General features: G+C 43.9%; 11 protein-coding genes. 6 read left to right on the top strand and 5 right to left on the bottom strand.

The annotated features are described in order from the left end of the window. Positions 1–189: 189 nt before the first annotated feature. Both MHI38_RS20465 and MHI38_RS20460 read left to right on the top strand, forming a co-directional pair. On the top strand, positions 190–2,340 hold the full coding sequence (locus MHI38_RS20465) for an ATP-binding protein (protein WP_341181595.1): 2,151 nt from the start codon (positions 190–192) through the stop codon (positions 2,338–2,340). Positions 2,341–2,344: 4 nt separating this feature from the next. Then, positions 2,345–3,031 (top strand): response regulator transcription factor, encoded by a 687-nt coding sequence (locus tag MHI38_RS20460; protein WP_090923222.1) that lies wholly within the window; start codon positions 2,345–2,347, stop codon positions 3,029–3,031. A 94-nt stretch (positions 3,032–3,125) separates the two neighbouring features. Here MHI38_RS20460 and MHI38_RS20455 read toward each other — a convergent pair whose 3' ends face one another. The 4 genes from MHI38_RS20455 to MHI38_RS20440 form a co-directional block, all read right to left on the bottom strand. Then, on the bottom strand, positions 3,126–8,075 hold the full coding sequence (locus tag MHI38_RS20455) for an S-layer homology domain-containing protein (RefSeq protein ID WP_341181594.1): 4,950 nt from the start codon (positions 8,073–8,075) through the stop codon (positions 3,126–3,128). 339 nt (positions 8,076–8,414) lie between these two features. Further along, a complete protein-coding gene (locus MHI38_RS20450; RefSeq protein WP_339835494.1) occupies positions 8,415–9,530 on the bottom strand; it encodes a response regulator in 1,116 nt (371 codons plus the stop codon). A gap of 34 nt (positions 9,531–9,564) precedes the next feature. Beyond that, the gene (locus MHI38_RS20445; RefSeq protein WP_339835491.1) at positions 9,565–12,645 is read right to left on the bottom strand and encodes a hybrid sensor histidine kinase/response regulator; all 3,081 of its coding nucleotides are present in this window, start codon (positions 12,643–12,645) and stop codon (positions 9,565–9,567) included. Positions 12,646–12,959: 314 nt separating this feature from the next. After that, complete coding sequence (locus MHI38_RS20440; protein WP_154985198.1) at positions 12,960–13,952, bottom strand: tRNA-dihydrouridine synthase; 993 nt, start codon at positions 13,950–13,952, stop codon at positions 12,960–12,962. A gap of 212 nt (positions 13,953–14,164) precedes the next feature. Here MHI38_RS20440 and MHI38_RS20435 point away from each other — a divergent pair, with 212 nt between their 5' ends. Then, entirely contained in the window at positions 14,165–14,638 is a 474-nt protein-coding gene (locus MHI38_RS20435) for a DinB family protein (RefSeq protein ID WP_154985197.1), read from the top strand. A gap of 110 nt (positions 14,639–14,748) precedes the next feature. Continuing rightward, on the top strand, positions 14,749–14,955 hold the full coding sequence (locus MHI38_RS20430; RefSeq protein ID WP_154891643.1) for a DUF2536 family protein: 207 nt from the start codon (positions 14,749–14,751) through the stop codon (positions 14,953–14,955). Between the two features lie 225 nt (positions 14,956–15,180). Here the strand turns inward: MHI38_RS20430 and MHI38_RS20425 are convergent, their stop codons facing one another. Next, the gene (locus tag MHI38_RS20425) at positions 15,181–17,145 is read right to left on the bottom strand and encodes an AarF/UbiB family protein (RefSeq protein WP_154891642.1); all 1,965 of its coding nucleotides are present in this window, start codon (positions 17,143–17,145) and stop codon (positions 15,181–15,183) included. Positions 17,146–17,390: 245 nt separating this feature from the next. Between MHI38_RS20425 and MHI38_RS20420 the strand changes: the two genes are divergently transcribed. Further along, on the top strand, positions 17,391–18,275 hold the full coding sequence (locus MHI38_RS20420; protein ID WP_341181593.1) for a GNAT family N-acetyltransferase: 885 nt from the start codon (positions 17,391–17,393) through the stop codon (positions 18,273–18,275). A 481-nt stretch (positions 18,276–18,756) separates the two neighbouring features. Then, positions 18,757–20,412, top strand: a complete 1,656-nt coding sequence (locus MHI38_RS20415) for a leucine-rich repeat domain-containing protein (protein ID WP_341181592.1) — start codon at positions 18,757–18,759, stop codon at positions 20,410–20,412. The last annotated feature ends 11 nt before the right edge of the window (positions 20,413–20,423 follow it).

Genomic DNA, 20,423 nt, shown 5'->3' with positions numbered 1-20,423 from the left:
CATAAAGTATAGCACAGCACAACGATACGCCCCTCTAATAGCTACAGCACAAAAGAATAGTTCACCTTTGAAGTCATCTGGGTCTTTCTTGAAGTTTTTATCTCCATGACTCACACATTTTCTTTTGTTGATGCTATCATGAAGATATTCAGATATTTATAGCGAATTTTGTAGATTGGGGTCAACTTCATGTTCAGGGATATTCTGCGAGTCAGTTCTCGTACGATCTTGCTTCACATCACTTTTGTCGTTGTTATCGGTTTGGTCATAAGCTACGCCGTAATGTCTGCACCAGATTCCCCTCCCGTTAGAAGCGAACAAGGCATACTCGATTTAACTCAGGGTCATATTCGTACAAATCCTGTACAGTTAGAGGGAGAATGGACATTCTACTGGCATCAGTTGCTTTCGCCTGAGGATATACGAAGTCGTATGGAAATGGGTGGACAGTCTGACCGATATATCAATATACCTGGATCATGGCTAGGCTACCGATTGGATGGTCAAGAACTGACAGGAGAAGGCTTTGCCACTTTTCGTCTGCTCATTAAGCTTAGCGAGCAGGACAGAAATGAGCGACTTGCGCTGCGGTTACCTACCATTTTCCATGCTTATAAACTATGGGTGAATGGAGAACTGCTTGCAGAAGCAGGTAGGGTTGGTCAGGACAAAAGTAACATGACACCGCAATTGGCAACAAAACTGGTGTTCTTCCAGCCCGAGAGCGATACGGTAGAACTCGTGATGCAAGTATCCAATTTCTATCATAATCGTGGCGGTATCACCAAAGAAATAGAACTAGGTGGGAGTAACGTATTAACGGTCCAGACTAAACTGAAGGTTGCCACAGACATGTTTATAACAGCAAGTCTGCTCGTCATTGGCTTATATAATCTGATGTTGTTCTTGCTCCGCCGTCAGGACAGAGCACCATTATACTTTGGTCTGTTTACCTTGTTGTTTGGCATCCGATCCATGCTGAATGGCGAGCTGATGTTTACACAATTTTTTTCTGATTTCCCGTGGGAATTGCAGTTTAAAATGGAATATCTGACTCTTTGTCTTGGTGGGTATGTCATTACCAAGTATTATGAATGTATTTTCCCGAATTATGTCTCACGATGGTTCCGTCTTGGCAGCCGAATCGTAACGGGATTACTTTGCCTGGTTGTTGTCATAACCCCTGCACTGATCTATACCAAAATGTTAATGTTGATTGGTGCGGTCGTTGTTCTTCATATGGCATATCTGATGGTTGGGCTAGCCAAAGCGGCTATGCAGCATATGGAGGGAGCTCTGATTTTCCTGCTCGTATCCGTGGTTGCTTTGGTTACGGTGATTAACGACTTCTTATACTTCAATGAGTGGTCGCCAATCGGAAATACTTCTCCGGCAGGTCTGTTGATATTCACGATTGCACAGCTGATTCTGCTTTCTTCCAGATTTACAAGGGCAGCAACAAACGAGGTGCGGATTGCCCATGAGCTTCAGGAAGCGAATGACAGGCTTACCGATATGAATACCAATCTGGAGCAACTGGTGAAGGAACGTACACATGCATTATCTGCGGCTCACGAAGACCTGCGTACGTCGTATGAGCAGTTACTCCGCTCAGAGCATGGAAGAAAGAAGCTACTTGCCTACATTACGCATGATTTGCGTCTGCCGCTGTCCAGCATGCTTGGTTATGTCGAGGCGGTAAAAGATATGGTAAAGCCAGAACGCAATGAACAGTACCTAAAATATATTCGTGATAACACGATACGAATTAATCATATGATCGGGGAGTTGTCCTTCTTGTCTCATCTGGAGACAGGACAAGTGGAATACCACATGGAGCCGGTTCATGCAGCCGACTTCTTACATCGTTTTTTTGAACAATATGAGCTGGTTGTGCTTGACGCAGGATTGGATTTCACACTGGACATCGGCAGAGGGGAAGATCAACGGGCTGACTTTCCGCACATTGAGATTGATGAGCAAAGATTAGAGCAGGCTTTGTTTAATCTCGTATCCAACGCGATGAAGTTCACCTCTACTGGTGGAATCATACGTCTTGCTCTAGCCGTGGATGAGACAGAAGATCCCTCTAATGTGATCATTAGTGTACAAGACTCTGGCATGGGTATTCCCCCGGATCAACTCGAGCAAATCTTTGATCGCAATTACCGATATGATCGGCCAAGCACGGACATGAAAGTGGAGGGCAGTGGACTCGGACTCGCGATTTGCAGGGAAATTGTTCAGGCACATGGGGGAAGCGTTCATGCAGACAGCGACGGCGAGACGGGATCGATATTTTATATATCGCTGCCGCTCTATTCAATAGCAGGAAGGTGACCATATGAAGGACTCGTACAAAATTATGATCGTCGATGATGATCCCCATATATGTGAGATTGTTCAGGCGTATTGCGAACGTGAAGGTTTTAATTGCACTTATAGTCATACCGGGACAGAAGCCATGCAGCTGCTTACATCGTTTAATCCTGATTTGATTGTACTGGATGTGATGCTAGCCAATGAAAACGGCATTGACTGGTGCAGGAACGCAAGAGGCTACACTGATGCGCCGATCTTGTTTCTGAGCAGCCATGAGGAAGATGAGGTGAAGATCAGTGCATTAACGGATGGCGGCGACGATTATGTGACCAAGCCGTTCAGTCCAGGCGTACTCATGGCCAAAATCAAGGCTCATCTTCGCAGAGTATCGTCAAGCAGGCGGGAACAACTGCTGGAGTTACCAGGGTTGCAACTGGATTTCTATGCTCAGTCCGTCAACATAGGTAGTAAAACCATTTTTTTATCCAAAAAAGAATTCAGTCTCCTGTCCTATATGGCACAGAATGTGAATCGGGTGATCTCGGTCGATACGTTATTCAATCTTGTCTGGGGCATGGAAAGTCTGGAGGATACGAGAACGGTCGCTGTACACATCAGTAATTTACGCAAAAAGATAGAGGATGACCCTCTCCATCCAGAGAGAATTATTACGATTCGGGGAGCAGGATACATGCTGGCTTCGTCATAGCCATTCCGGTAACGTCTTTTTTATTATGCAAAATACACAAAAAGGGTTGCCCCTGATGCAGTTAGTTCTGCACGGAGCAACCCTTTGAATTTCATTAAATTAAACCGGATACCTTCAGTAACCGTTGTACAATCGTCGCAACTTCAGCACGGGTAATATTCGCATTCGGAGCCAGTTGTTCTGCTCCTCTGCCGCTCACGACACCTGCTTCCAAACTTGCTTCTACACCAGCTTTCGCCCATGCCGCAACAAGTGAAGCATCCGTGTAAGGTTTCAGCATTTCATCGCTGCCCTTACCTGCAAGCTTCTCTGTTAACCCGGTAATTACCATCGCTTTGGAGAGAATCACCATCGCTTGTTCACGGGTAATCTTCTCTTGCGGACGGAAAGTTCCGTCCTCGAAGCCATCGATCAGCTTGTAATCATAAGCCGTCAGCACGGCGGAATGATACCAATCGGAAGCTTTTACATCTGCAAAAGGTGAATTTCCTTCAATCGGTTTCAATCCCAAGCCCCGCATCATGATAGCTGCGAATTCAGCACGTGTCATATCCACATTCGGATTGTAAAGATCATTACCACTGCCATTTACAATTAAACGGGAACCCATGTCATTAACAGCATCCTTGGCCCAGTGACTTTCTACATCTTTGAACGTCAGCGGATGCCAAACTACCGAGTACAAGCTATTGGTCAAACTGTTAATGTGGGCAAAATACTTACCATTCTCCAGTGTTACTTTGGTTGGAACATGACGTACAGATCCATCTGGATCTGTTACGATCCCTGTTGTAATTTTGCTTGGATCAATGCCTTCGGGCAGAGCTATAGACCGTTCCACATACACATTAAACTTATTTATATCCACTGACTTTCCTGCATACTCTGCTTTGACTGTAAAGTCAATTGAAGGTGCTACCAGTGTAAATGCATTTTGTTTCGCCGTATCTTCGGCAACCTTCATCATTGTTGCTTCCGGAGAAGCGATACGCAATGACAGCTTGATGTCCTCCAGCGTCCCTGTAGAACCCAATTGCCTGGAGATCGAATCAATATCAAGCTGCTGCGCAGGAATCGAGTAGCTTGCATTTCCTGTTTTCACAACCAGAATCGCCTGTTTGTCTTCCATCTTCTTAATCATCTGTCCAGTGAGTTCACCTATAATGATATTGGACTCAGCAGAAACAGGGATTGTTACAACAGCGCCTTGCCCTTCTGCATTCAGCTTGGTATCGAGTTGCTTCTGATCAACAGTGATCGTCGTTACCGTACGTTCACCTTCTTTAGAAGCTACAGACTTACCAATGCGCTCCTCTTTGCCATTCACCAGTACTACAACCGCATCATTGGTCGGGGCTGGCGTGCCTGCAGGAGTTGCTCCTGCGCTAACACTGTTGTTGCTTCCTGCATTGCCAGCACTTCCACTGTTTCCACCAGCGTTGCCATTGCCAGTTCCACTACCGTTGCCGCCAGTGTTGCCACCTTGATCTGTTCCACCGCCGTTGCTAGTGGCAGTCCATTTTGCATATAAAGTAACATCGCTATTCACAACATCTGTATCGTTATTCCATTTTAATGTTCCTGCTGCATCCTTGTACCACCCTTCAAAGGTGTAACCTGCTCTTTCCTTAACAATCATTACTGGAATCTTGGAGCCTTGTGTTACCCCCATTGAGAATGGAGCAGTTCCATCCTGCCGATTAAAGAATACATTGTAAGCCGGAAGATTAGCTGAATTGACAGTCACCGCCACAACCAAACTATTGACCGTTGACGTTTGATTCTGAGCAGCCAAATCGTTTGTGTTCTTCACTTTCACATAATAGTACACCTTACCTGCTTGATCTGTAGGTACGGAATAACTACTCTCTGTTGCACCCTCAATCAATGTAGCGCCTTCAACGCTATCATTTGTGTTACTGTACCATTGATAGCTCAATGTACCACTGTCACTTACCGTGGCATTCACGCTCAATTGCGGGCTCTCGCTTCCCTGATCTACCTTTAAGTCCACCAGATCCGTATGAATTACCGGAGTTGCTGCGTTGATGATGAGCTTCTTAACCTTGCCGAGCTGATTATCAACAGCATACAAATTACCAAGGAAATCTAAAGCGAGCCCATACGGAATACTGAAATCGGCTTTTGTACTAATTGGCGTCGCTTCACCATTTGACAGTTTTTTCACGCCTTCACTGTCTGCAACATACACATTACCGTTCGCATCCGCTGTCATTCCTATTAACATGACAAACTGTACGCCAGATACGACTTCCTCCGAACTATCGTTCCACAACGTTTTGACCGTAACTCCATTACTATGACTAGCATACATTTTCCCACCAGTCACTACTAAACTAGAAATGTAACTATTAATTGAACCGAAGTTCTCCCAAGTACCATTAACCAGTTTTTTAATTACGTCGCCTCGATCTACCACATAGATCTGATCTTGCTCATCAACTGCCAAATGCGATGGATTGATAAGTCCAATACTATCAACGGATTCCCAAGCATCTCCAGCGTATTTCAAGATAGAACTGTTATTGTATCTGGATACATAAATCGTACCTTTGCTATCTGCTGCAATACCAGTATAAAAATCTTCTCTTGCCTCTCCATCAGCAGGAGTGATATCCTGCCAGTCACTGTCTATAGTACGCTTAACAATTTTCATTCCACTTATTACGTACACCGTACCATTCGGATCGACTGCAATACCATTTGCACCAACAAAAGATGCCTCTGGCCCCGTGATATCTTGCCAGCTCCCCTTACTTACAAGTACTGTAGCTACAGTGCTCGGCGTTGTTGTAGAAGTTTCACCTAACGTATTGGTTACCTCAACAAAATAATACGTTATTCCCACAGTTGATGCGGGCGCATCATACCTGCTTTCCGTTGCTCCTGCGATCTTTTCAATGTTTCCACTCTCGACACTTTTCTTTGTATTGCGATACCATTGATAGGATAGCTGACCCCCATCATTTACGGATGCAACGACTTTCAACTGTGGACTTGGATCATTCAGGCTTACACTTCTGTCCGCAGGTTGTCGGGTAATCTGAGGGGATTGTGCCTTTGCTGGTTCCGTAATCACTGGTCCTGTTCCACCACCAGTGTTGCCGCCGCTACTCACCGTCACTAGCGCAAGGGAACTATTGACTGATGCGGCTTGATTTTGGGCAGCAGAAGTATTCATATTTTTCACATTCACATAATAGTAGAGAATGCCAGGTTGAGTTGTCGGTGCGGAATAACTGCTCTCCGTTGCACCCTCAATCAATGAGGCTCCTTCCACGCTATTTTTCGTGTTGCTGTACCATTGATAGCTCAATGTACCACCATCGTTAACTGTGGCATTAATGCTCAATTTCGGTTGCTCAGCTCCCTGATCTACCGTATCGCCAATGGGCTGTGCATGAATAACCGGAATTGCTGCATTAACAATCAGCCTTTTAATATGTCCGCTCTCATAATCTGTGACATACACGTCTCCATTGTGACTTATGGCTACACCATAAGGAAGGCTGAAATCACTTACTTCACTGACCGTTGTCCATACGCCTGCAGACCGCTTCCTTACAACATGATTATATGAGTCTGCTACATACACATCCCCACTTGCATCGGCTGCAATTCCTTGTGGCATATTAAATTTTGTGCCAGCTGTGATACCTTCCCAGCTACCATCCATTAATGTTTTAACTCCAAATTCAACAAAGTTATCATATGTTACATAAACATTCCCATTACCTACTGCTAATCCAACAGGAGTAGAGACATTGAATTCACTGATACTTTCCCAGGTTCCATCGACCAGTCTTTTAACGTTTCTGAACTCTCTATCTGCTACAAAAATCTGGTTATTCTCATCCACTGCCACATCAACTGGCGTGGAGAGACCTTCATTAGTGCCATTAACAACTTCCCAAGTACCATCCATATATTTCAAAATAGAACTACTGCGGCTCCGCGACACATAGATTGCCCCTGTGCTATCTGCAGCCATACCCGAGATATATTCGAGACCTTCTTCTGGTGTTATATCGATCCAGTTACCATTGTTGGACCGCATCTTAATTGTTGTGGAACTAGCCACGTACACCGTACCATTCGGATCAACTGCGATATCAATTGGTCCATTAACAGGTATCTCTGGCCCCGTTATATCTTGCCAATGCCCTTCAGCCAATGGGGGTTTCACCGTTACACTGACTACTTGGCTAGAGTCTATCTTGGAACTGGCACCGAGTGTGTTCTTTACCTTAACGAAATAAAACGTTGTTCCTGCCGTCGTTGTCGGCACATCAAAGCTACTATCCGTAGCCCCATCAATGGCCCTCTCTCCAGTCGTAATTAAACTGTACCATTGATAGCTTAACACTCCGCCGTCACTTACCGTTGCATTTACACTCAACTGCACACTATCATTCAAATTCACTTCTTTATCCAAAGGTTGCTGGTTAATTTGAGGTGATTGTGCATCCTTTGGTTCCACGTCCCCCGTGCCTGTTCCAGAGGCAGGATTTATTGTGACAGAACCCGGAGTATTATGGTCAATACCTACTATGGATTCATTAGATCCAATGTATGTACCTGAATTCCAAATCACATGGGCTGAACCCTCACTCGCTGTTTCCTTTATTTTAAAATGTAAAACAAATATCTCTTGCTTCCCATCCTTAATGGGGTGTTCTTCTCCGAAACTGGAGTTCACATAAACTTCAGTACTGGCTGGAATTTCACCTTTATCAAAGGTAGATGTGTTCCATTTCGTACTTGCTACCCCTGGCATCGGCTCAAGTTTATTAGGATTATAGGTAAAATTAAGCTGATAGCCATATATACTATAATCCCCCGGATAGATATATACAGGAACGTCTACTATATCACCAGGAGATCCGGAAGCAGTTCCGATCTCAAGTGATGCTGGATCATCCGCAAAAGCAATGGATGGAAACGAACTCAAAAGTAAACTGAAAACAAGAACAACAGAAAACAAGGATCGAAGCTTGTTCCTGCCCATAACATGTTGCATCATTCTGTATTCCTCCCTGATTAAACATTCGTAATCTTCTTCATATCATTACTATCTAATTTTTCCGGTGCCATCTATGTACAGGTACACAGTCAAACATCTCAAGCCCGTCCTTCTCCGGCCTTTCCCTGCTCTCACCGCAGGTGCTCTCCTCTCAATATCGCTGTATTCACCTCAACACCAATAAGTCGCGTAATTCCCCTTCTTTCGACATTCGTGGGTCCCGAGAACTAATTTTACTTACGTACGCTTACAAAACACTTACAAAGAACCTCAGAAAACGCCACAAAAAAAGCTCCGCAGAATCCCATTTATCAGGGAGTACCGCAAAGCTTCTTCTAACTATGATTTTCCCATCATTTCCACATACATCTGCTCCATGAAGGCAGGCGGTTCCATTCCCATTTCCTGCTGGAACACCTCTTTCATTTTGTTAAAATGCATGGAAAAGGAAGTTCGATCCTGCCGGTGCATAAAGATCCTTAGCATCATTTCATGACCTTCTTCATCGTAAGGAACGATGGAGAGAAAGAATTGCAGAAAATCCTGTGCTTGCCGATACTCTCCTCTTTTCATATATAAGCGAGCCAGCGTTTTGGACATATCTCGAAAGCTTTGATTAGCCCGTTCCTTATCCGCTTCACACCAGGCGTAATCTTTCCAGCCAAAAAGTGCCCCCTTATACTGCCTTAAAACCTCTTCTGCATCCGCAGGATATCTATCAATCTGGGCAGATCCTCCCCTCCTCAGCTCTTCGAAGCGCACATAATCACAGGATTCGAGGAGTTGAAAATGATAAAAACCCTTTTTGGAGCTTAATTGAATATGGATGCCGTTATCCAGCAAGGTTTTCTTCATGCGAAATACGGTTGTATGCAGATTTTGTTCTGCTTTCTGCGGCTCATGCTCCGGCCATAGACTTTCACATATGCTCCATTTAGAAAGACTCGTATCCCTGTGAATCAGAAAATATGCGAGAAGCTCTTCTGTCTTTGCCGTCGGGAAATCGACCGGGCTCCCATCGTTTAAACGAGAGACAATATACTGACCGAAACATTGGATACGGGCATGCGTTTCTTTTTTCCTCATAGGAGCCCGTCTTTTACGCTTGAGAATTCGATGAATGGTATCACGCAGCGCTACTTCATCTACAGGTTTCAAAAGATAGTCCAGCGCATTCACCCGGAATGCATCCAGTGCATACTGATCGTAAGCTGTAATAAATACAATCTCCGTATCCAGCTCCATCCCCTGCAAGTTAGCAGCCAGTTCCAGACCGTTCATACCGGGCATATCAATATCCAAAAAAGCTGCATCCGGTTGCAGACGGGGGAAATCATTCAGCAACTCCATATAATTCGTGTATGTGCCGACGACCTCCACTTCCTCGATGCCCTCCAGGATGTGTTGCAGCCGCATAATAGCCAGTCGCTCATCATCCACGATGACAACTCTCATGAATATCATTCCCCTCTCTTCACAGTACACGAGTTTATATTTTGAACTGAAATCTGACGCTAGTCCATTCTCCTTCTACACTCGTCACCTTTATTTCTTCTTTACAGAAGTGTGCCAATCTCCGGCGGATATTCATCAGACCTACTCCCCTTCGTTGAGATGAAGAGTTACTCGCTACCCATAATTGTTGTAATTGATCCGGGGTCATGCCGACGCCATCATCCCATACTTCGATCTGAACCGTATCCTCATGCAGAGTAATGGACAAACGAACCGTTCCTCCAACGACCCTTCTCATGACACCGTGCCGGATCGCATTCTCCACCAAAGGCTGTATCGTTAACGGAAGGATTTTTTTCTCCAGCGTTGCTGGCTGTACATCATATATAACCGTCAGTCGATCCTCGAATCGGGCTTGTTCAATCGCCACATAGGCCTCAACCAGCTGAAGCTCGTCTCGTAGCGACACATAACGATCCGGTCTGGGATCAAAGCTCCTTCTTAAATAATGACTAAGATGTGTAATGAGATTCTCTGCTTGTATCGGATCTATACGGCATAAAGCCATAATGGAATTCAATGAATTAAACAAAAAGTGCGGCTTAATCTGTGACTGGAGAAAATCAAGCTCTGACCTCATGGCATCCTCAACGGACGTCTTTAACCGTAGTAGCGTTTCTGTTCTGGCTCTTATTTCGGAAGCGTCAAAGGGTTTGACTATAAAATCGTTCGCTCCCGCCTTTAACCCTCCCTCAATATCGCTGGAAGAATGAAGCACCGTCAGTAAAATAATTGGAAGCTCAAACAGACTGAACTGCTTTCGTATCTCTCTGCAGACCTCAAACCCGGACATTCTGGGCATCATCACATCCAGTAGAACTAAGTCGATATCCGAGCGGCTATGAAGCAACTCCAGTGCCTCTACTCCGTTATTTGCCCATAATATATGATAAGGTTCACTCGCGAACAACCGGGACAAAACATGGAGATTCGAGGTTTCATCATCCACTGCCAATATAGTGAACCTACTTTCAACAGACGGAGACTGATTAACCGAATGTTCTGGAATGGATGTAACTGCTGAGATCTGCTTCTGCTCTAGTATATCATTCTCATAAGTCGCAGCAGCTTCCGTACTGCCATCCCCATTCTCATCCGCTAGCGGGAGTGTAAAAGCAATCCCTGTTCCTTTGCCCTGCTCGGACCAATCAATATAAATGTCTCCATCCATCAGATGCAGCAGCTTCTTGCAAATAAACAATCCCAAGCCCGTTCCACTATACTCATACGGGGAGTGGGCTTGCTCGAAAGGTTGAAAGATCGTATCCCATTCCGACCTGGCAATTCCCACACCGCTGTCCTCAATCAAAATGGTCACTCGATCTGCTGTTACCCGGGCACTCACGGTGATGACGCCTTCCTGAGTGAACTTGGCCGCATTGCCCACCAGGTTGTAGATGATCTGTTTCAACCTGTTCTCATCTGCAGAAACGAGAGGCAGCCTATCCGGTACGGCGTTAACCAGCCTAATTTTTTTCCCTGTAATGAGATATTCGAACAAATGGAACACGAGAGATACCGTGACGCGTACATCCACTTTTGCAGGAAGGACAGTCAATTCGTTACGTTTAATTTTCTCCATATCCAAAATATCATGAACCAGCGCGGACAACCTTCTGGACGTATCCCGGATTAAGGACAGATTTTGCATCTGAATGTCGTTCAGCTCTTCTGCGCCTGCCTCCAGCATGTTCTGGGACAAATTGATGATGCCGTGCAGTGGTGTTTGGAACTCGTGCGAAGTCTGAAGCAGAAACTCATCCTTCTGCTTGTCCGCCTTTTGAAGCTTGGCTGCCATATTCTCGATAGTGTTATACGCTTCAGAAAAGCGGTAAGACATAATGAAGGATGCCAAGAAACAAAAAGCTAAAATCGCGTAATACCCCAATTGGTAACTTGTCGTCAGGCTGCTCAAATATAGAGCGTAATCGAATAGACCCACCAGGTAGCTACATAAGGCCATGATAAAGAGCGCCAGACTTTTTTTTCTGAACTCGCCATATCGTCCCTTCCGGTAGGAATAGAGCAGAACACCAATTATAATGACGTAAGCCCCAAGTTGAAAGGTGCTGGCGATGATATTGAAGTCGGAATACCATTGAAACGGGGTAACAAGAACAAAGGCGATATACAACGCCATCCCATATACAAGGCTTCTGGTAAACCAGCGAGCAATCAGTCCTTCGCACATGGATTGGATAAACATCACCATCGTAATTAAAGAAAGATATAACGATATGGCCTGAATTTTATAATAAAACTCGGTGGGCAGATCAAAGTATTCTACGATAATCCGTTCGCCGTTACTGGCAAAGGACCATGCGATTACAATACAGCTTAACCCGAAATAGAGAAGACCTTGTTCTTTTTTGCGAATAATGTATACACTTAATTGATAACATCCCAGCATCAGCAGGGATACAATTAGCGTTAAATTAAGGACGGTTGTATTGATGTTAAAAGCTTGAATGCCCTGCGCACTTCCAAAGTAAAGGCTATAGGGAATGCCGCCTTGCGTATTTTCAAAATTGGCTACATGAATCAAAATCTCTGCCGTATCCCCTTGTACTGTAAAAAAGGCATTATACGGCCTGTTCACATATTCATATGTATGTTGATCTAAAGTCGGGACACCGCTCTCTCCCACCTTCTCGCCATTTACATAAACGGTACTCGCCATTCGGATGTTCGAAATTCTTAGACCATATACCCTCGAAGAAGGCTCCAGCTTCACCTTCAAACGGTAGGTTCCACCACCCTTGGCCTGAAGAGTCCCATCTTGTGCTGTATGTCTCCAAAATCCGGGTACATGAATGAATTGTGCACTTGAAACGGGGTGAACTCCTGGACTCAGTAGTTCATTCCAGTAAAATTCCCATTGCCCGTCCAGTGGTGCTACTTCATCGGAATTAAAATTCCATGTGGTCATATCCAGAATTCCATTCTTGGATGGCTCTGGCTTCATGCCTTTATTCTCCGTTGCTTCCTGTAATCCAAATAACAAAAGATAACAACCAAGACTAACCGCAACCAATGCCACGAGCATTCTTCTCATCTAACCATCTACTCCGTTTCATATCCTAGCGTAAAGGCACGTGGGATCAGCCTATCCGGTTCATTATATCAGCTTATTCCAAGCTGCAGAAGGCAGATGTAAGGTCTCATGTCAAATGGTTAAACCATATAAAAAGCCCAAGCGATGGTTCCACTTGAGCGATTTATAGAGCTTATAGAAGTTAGATATCTGTTCATTTAGACATGGTTATCTTGCATACAAGCAGCCATCATCATTCTGAAATAGCGATCAAGCAGTTCCATTTTGTATCGAGGATTCACTTAACAGAACTTTACTGTGATCATGCAACTATTTTATATGCTGTTCCCCTCTGTAACTGACTGATCATTCCTTGCAAATTCGTCCAACAAATCACGTACTTTAGCGGTTGTTTTAGCATTCATCAGGTTACCTCTTAGCTCACTTGCACCGCGGAATCCACGAACGTATATTTTGAAAAAACGCGCCAAAGGACTGAACGAACGAGGTTCCAGCTCCGAGTATTGATCATGCAGATCCAGATGCAGCCGAAGCAGATGAAGGAACTCTTCCGTCGTGTGCTCACGCGGCTCCTTCTCAAATGCAAACGGATTTTGGAATATGCCCCGTCCAATCATTATGCCGTCCACACCATATTGCTCTGCCAGCTTCAGTCCAGCTTCACGGTCGAGAATATCCCCATTAATGGTTAGCAGTGTATTCGGTGCGATTTCATCCCGCAGTTTTTTGATCTCGGGAATCAATTCCCAGTGGGCATCCACCTTGCTCATTTCCTCTCTTGTGCGCAGGTGAATGGACAGATTTACGATGTCTTGCTGCAAAATATGAGTTAACCAGTCGCGCCATTCATCGACCTCGGTGAAACCAAGTCTTGTTTTGACGCTGACCGGCAAGCCTCCGGCTTTTGCCGCCTGGATAATCTCCGCGGCAAGAGCTGGCCTGCAGATCAAGCCGCTTCCTTTGCCATTTTCCGCTACATTCGCTACAGGACAGCCCATATTAATATCGATGCCTTTGAAACCTTCCTTCGCCATGCCAATGCTCATCTCACGGAAAAACTCCGGCTTGTCTCCCCAAATATGCGCCACGATCGGCTGCTCATCTTCGGTAAACGTTAACCGCCCGCGCACACTTTTGTTGCCCTCCGGGTGACAATAACTTTCCGTATTCGCAAACTCGGTAAAAAACACATCCGGTCTGCCCGCCTCACTGACGACATGCCGAAACACCACATCGGTCACATCTTCCATCGGCGCAAGTATAAAAAATGGTCGTGGCAATTCACGCCAAAAATTGTCTTTCGTCATATCCAAAACCTCTCTATACATACTAGGGAAATTATTTATCCCGAAATAGCCAATCAGTTGTAGCTCAATTATATCACACCCCTGAACGAAGCATACTTCTCCTGTAAACTTGAAAATATTTGACATTAATATATAATAAAGATATTATAGACACTTTTAGTCTTTAATTAAAAAAGCGAATCGTTATTCGCTTATAAAGGAGATTAATGAAAATGAATATACTAACGAATCAATATGAAATGATTAAACGAACGAGAGAGTCCCTCTTCCAAATGTGTGAGACGATGCCCCCTGCAGCTTACTCGCAAACGATTGATGCATTAGGTGGGGAATCCATCCGCAACCTGCATGTTCATGTCTCGGATTGTTATCGTGTATGGCTAGGTGTTCGTGGTCTTGGACAAAGCATTCCCAAGCTAAAGCCGGAATCCATCAGAGACGTACAGGAAATGCGTGCATTATTCGAGAAGACAGATTTACTGGTAGATGAATTTCTTCATCATTTCAAAGACAATTGGGACGCAGACATTCAAGCCAGTTGGATGAGTGAAACCGCTGAATTAAGCGAATTATGGCTTTTCACCCATTGCACCACCCATGAATTTCATCATCGAGGACAGATTACGAAAATCGCAAGAATGCTCGGAACCATTCCTCCCAAAATGAATTTATCTAAAATAAAATAATCACATTCAGCTTCACTGGTTTTCACTTGCTGATCCCCAGAGGCTCAACTACAATGAAACTCGGGTAGCTCATTATTAACATTCATATAAAGTGGAGGTCTACATCACATATGGAAATTTCATTAGATATCATGAAGGACAAGGTTGAATGCCTTCAAGCTTATGACTTTCAGGAACTGGAACGAGCGATCGATGAACGAATGGGCGTGAACAAAGCCCTCCTTTTACGTGTAAAGTTAGTTCAGCATCAAGTTACGTTTGATCCTGTTCGGAACAAAATGTTGTACAGTGCTGTGGTACATTTTACTGTAGATTAACGGGTTCATGTGAAGTTAACATATCTTTACGTGATGTCCGATTACGCACAAAAAACAGGTCATCTATAAGATGACCTGTTTTTTTATGGCATTTATATATAGAACGCCATCGATACAGGATTAACAAGTTACTAACCACTTTTCGCGGGGATACTTATGTGAGGCATTAGGATTCTTTAAAGAGCCATCTTCATTTCGATTGCGTTCAAGCCTATCCATCGTCTCCTACACCTTCGGTTTCAACTGTTTAATTACAGCCACGATCAATATGATCATGCCTACGCCAAAACCAGATATGGATAACGGAGCAAGTAAAAATCGCATCGCTTCCCCCTGCACCACAAAGCTAGCAAGCATGACGACCATACAGATTACCGTGAATATACCCACTGTCAATGTGCCCATAAAATCATGTAGTGAATGATTTTCCTCACGGGCAATCGTAATTTTATTTTCCTTCAGAATAGGCAGTTCCAATAACTTCGGAATGTAGTCCGTAATCTGCTCTTTGACCTTTGTCAAACGCTCTTTGACTACTTGTCCTTTATCCATATAAGTTGCGTAAGATTGACTGGTTGCGGATAAAGAGTACGTATCATCTACAGATGAGAGCGTGCCATCCAACGTAATGATGGCTCTGAATGCTCCGGCAATCGTAGGTTTTAATGACATCCCCATCTCTGTGATCATGGACATCATTCGTTTCATCATGACACTTGTCGGGTCAGGTGAGAAAGACGCTTCGGACAAAAGTCGGCTCAGACGCTGTTCAATCAACTTTTCATCCAGCAAATGCCCATCCTCACAAACTCGTGTCAAACCATCCGCCATCTCTTTCGTATCTCGACTGCTGTATCCCATCAGGAAGCTTAACATCCCACCTCGTTCTTCATCCGTTAAGTAGCCCACTGAACCGAAGTCGATCAGCGCAACCTCTCCATCAACGGTCAGCATCAGATTTCCGGGGTGCGGGTCTGCATGAAAGATACCTATCACTAGAATTTGATCCAAAAATGCGTGCATGACCCTCTCCGAAACATCGCTTGTCACCGCTCTCGTGAAGCTGGTTCCTTCGATATATTCCATAGTTAAAATCTGTTTTGTCGAATACTCCGAATAGATTTCGGGGACACGGATACGAATGTTGTGTTCTTCGAATGCTTTGCGAATCAGATTCGTATTCAAGGCTTCGATATCAAAATCCGTTTCCTCGATCAAATTCTGTTTGAACCCTTCAGCAAGCTGAATTAATCCAAGGCTTTTGATTTTGACAGAGCGCTCGGATAGCCATGATACAAACTGGATTAAAATATCCAAATCGACCGTCATTTTCTGCTTCACATCAGGTCTTAAAATTTTGACAACAACCTTCTCTCCCGCCAATTTCAGCTTCGCCAGATGAACTTGTCCAATCGAAGCGGCTGCGATGGGTTCCATGCCAAAGGATTCATACGTTTCATCCATATTGCCGATCTTGGTGTCGATAATCGCTTTCAGCTCCTGTGGGCTTAGCGGTTTCACCTGATCATGTAAACTGGAGAAGGCTTGGATGTAGTTTGCAGGTAACATGTCCTTTTTGGTCGATAAAACTTGGGCAAACTTCACGAATACACCACCCATGCTATCCAGTACCTCAGCAATAACATATGGCAGTTTGGCATGATCCTGCTGAATCAAATGAGCCAAACCTTTGCGTGAAATAATCCAGAACATGTACATCATCCGCCGCCACGCACGAACTTTATTCAAGATATACAGGAGCGGATTGGTTGCCTGCAATATTTTAAAATTAAACAGGTTAAGAAGCATATAGGCATAACACGCGATGAATATAATAAGCAACGGATAATAGATAAACATGACTCTAAGAATCTCGGCATCTGGTGGAGCTATCTTTTGATTAAAGTATGTAAAAGAAAGGACGAGCGTTACAATTGATGTACTGAATAATATCGCTAAGCTGAGCTTCAACTGGTTACTTTTGAACGTGCTGATATTTCCAATAATAAAATACACCAAAAACGCTGCCACCAAAATACTGCTCAGATAAAATTGCTCCAACACCTGAAGTAGCATGCTCACCACAAGAGCACTGGCGAACGAGATCAGCACTTTATGTTTCCTGTTGAAGAACGATGTAAGTAGCAGAAATACAATAAAACACACGAGTAATATAACAAAAAAGAACATCTTACATCCCACCTGTTATGTAATGGTAGTGACTCCCCCTCACTATAACATACCTGGTCATGCATAAAGGCCTGAGATTTTTGTGATTACAAACAGGAAGTTCTAACGCTTCTTCAAAGTTGTTGAATATCTCTATCAGTTAAAAGAAGGAATTTAGAAACTATTGCTGAATAATATCTGGTAGAAATGTAAGTGAAATTGCACCTATTAATATACATAAAGGAAAATGTTAAGGAGAACCTACCATGCAGGAATTAATCTTTATGAAGAATTATAAAAACAATGACACACTTCGGAACAGTTTTTTCGAACTCGCTGCGAGTACGTTTGATATCCATTTCGAAAAATGGTACCAACATGGTTGCTGGGGCGAAGGATACATCCCTTTTTCGTTTATAGATGGAAATCAGGTTGTTGCCAACGCATCTGTCAATATACTTGAACTGATTATCCACGGAGAGAAGAAAAAAGCAATTCAAATCGGAACGGTGATGACACATCCCGACTACCGCGGGAAAGGACTATCTGCACGTTTAATGAACAAGATTTTGGAGGAATACGAGAACAAGTACGACCTCATGTACCTCTTCGCCAATGACTCCGTTCTTGATTTCTACCCTAAGTTTGGGTTCAAACCCTTAGAAGAACATTTATTTTCAATCGACTTTCATTGTTCAGCTAACCCATTAGAATCTGCAAACCTGCGGAAACTAGATGTAACTGACGCAGAGGATTTACATCTTATTAGGCAATTCGCGTCGCAACGACTGCCTGTTTCCAAGCGGTTGGCTACCCACCACACTCCCGGCATTTTCATGTTTTATTGCTTGAATGTGTTTAATGATGATATTTATTATTTGGAAAACGAAAAGGTCATTGTCATTTATCAGAAGGAAAACAGCAATATCAACCTCTTCGATGTTGTCAGCTTAAATGAAAACAATATGAAAGATATTCTGAATAAAATTGCTGATGCAGATACCGAGAAGGTAACGTTTCATTTTACACCGGATGAAAATAAAGATATGGAATTAAAAAGTACGCTGACCAACGAAGGTCTTTTTGTAAAAACCCATGGCGATAACCTCTATCCTGTACATGTTAAACATCCAATCACATCCATTGCTTAGTGGACTATTAAATGATGGCTATCATCATAATAACTATCCCCGTTTAAATAAAAAAATAGACCACAAAGGAGCAGGTCCCCCCTGCTCTTTCTCTATGTGAAACTTCGTTATCTTATTGAACGTAACACTTCAGAACGATAAACTATAGTGTGAGCCAGTCACGCTACATCAGTAGTCACTAGGAAAGGACTCATCAAACATAAGCTCTAAATAAAATCAGATAACAGTTCAGTATGATCTTACAAACATCATCATGAAGGGGGAGGCATCCGTGGCATTTATTCCGTTAAACTGTCCCAATTGCAACGGAAGAATTGAATACAAGGAGGGGCAAGTTTTAAAATGTCCGTATTGTGAAACAGAGCTTTTATTGAAGCAAAACCATGTCTATTATGTAGACCAAACCATTAATCATTACCACGGAACGCCTCCTAAGGCAGCGCCGAAGCCAAACGTCTCCGTAAGGCTATTACTGATACTGATGTTAATCCTATCGGGTGCCATCGGTGCTTATTTTTACTCCAGTACGAGTTCCACGCTTCAAAAAACAGAAGCTAATCTGCCTGTACGCAAGATGCCGGAAAGCGAGGTTCTGCTCTCCTTTTTACGGGACATCTTTGATAAAGGATCTGCCTCGCCGACAGAAGAGGAACTCGCTCGTGTGCGCTATCTGACCGTAGATTATCTGGATAGTGACCAATGGCAGTTTACCTATAGCTTCTCCGATCCCTTCAGCGATGAAAAGGCTGAGAAGATCACTTATGTTACTCAGGACAAGAAATTGAACACACAGGAGATTGACCAGCGAGATTTTGAAGCCTTTACGGGACTGACGGCACTCGATCTGACGGGAACCTATGAAATTGCCCAGACGGATCAAACCACGTTTGCTCATATGTCTGGACTGAAAAGCTATGGTGGCGCTTTTAACGAATCCTTTAATTCGTTTTCCAGCTACTTTGGTGACAAGTCTAAAATTACGCACCTGACTACCCAGCTTCGTAGCAATCAGGAATTAGCCCTACTGCTGGAATTTCCTAACCTGAACTCTCTATCGATTACCTATGTCGATGAGTCTATAACGGATTTTCACTTGATAAATAAACTGCCTCTCAAGTCTTTGTCGCTCACTTTTGTCAATGAACTGGGATGGTTGTCATCCATGACCGGGCTGACATCCTTATCCATCAACTACAGTGAAGCCACAGACTTGCAGCCTTTATATGCCTTAACCCAGCTGCAAGAACTTCAGCTTTCCTATTTGAACAACGTAAAGTCTATCGACTTTGTGCAAAATATGCCTGCTCTACAGAAGCTAGACATCGAGAGTTTAAACTTTTCCAGTTTGAAACCGTTAGCCGGTAAAACCTCGATTACCAAACTGCGCCTGGCTTCGTTAAGCAAGCTCAGCTCGGTAAAGGCCATAAATAGTCTATCCTCATTGCGGGAATTAACGTTGTCCGGTTATTACGAGAATGCAGAAGCACTGACATTACCCAATGCAGGAAGGGTAGAAATCCCTGGCTCCTTCCTCTCCGGGCTGAAGGCACCGGCCGCAACTAGCCTGGCGCTTCGAGGCGGAAGCGGGGAGTTAAATCTGGCTGCCCTAGGCAAATTTCCAAAGCTGGAACAACTCTCCCTCTGGGAAATCAGTGAAATCACTCAACTCAGCTCGCTGAACAGTTTATCTCGCTTACAAAAACTAAACATTAATGATTCATCATTGTACAGTGAAAGTGATGCGTTATTTCGCTTGAAGCAGGTAAAATCGCTAGTATGCTCGGAGTGCAGGCTGAATTTCGAACAAAAGGCAGGAGCGGAGAACAAGGTGCTTGAACATTTAACCCTGGAGGAGCCCTATTTTAGCATAAAAAATGCATCTGTCAGTGAAGTGGATCAGATGATGCCTTACTTTTCCAAGCTATCCGCTCTTCGTTCCTTTACCATACAAGACAGTAACCTGGCTTCGCTTGATTTTATGAGCAACTGGCAAGCCATTGAAGAACTCCATCTCGAAAACAATGCCATTTCCGATGCGGAGACCTTAAGCAAGCTGCCCAAGCTGAAAAAAGTATATTTATCTGGTAATTCGGTGCAGAACAAGTCTGTGCTTGGAATAAACGTGAAGGTATATTAATACTTATGGCA

This window comes from Paenibacillus sp. FSL K6-1558 (assembly GCF_038002565.1).
GTDB classification, from domain to species: Bacteria; Bacillota; Bacilli; order Paenibacillales; family Paenibacillaceae; genus Paenibacillus; species Paenibacillus polysaccharolyticus.
This window is presented reverse-complemented; position numbering and strand designations above follow the sequence as displayed.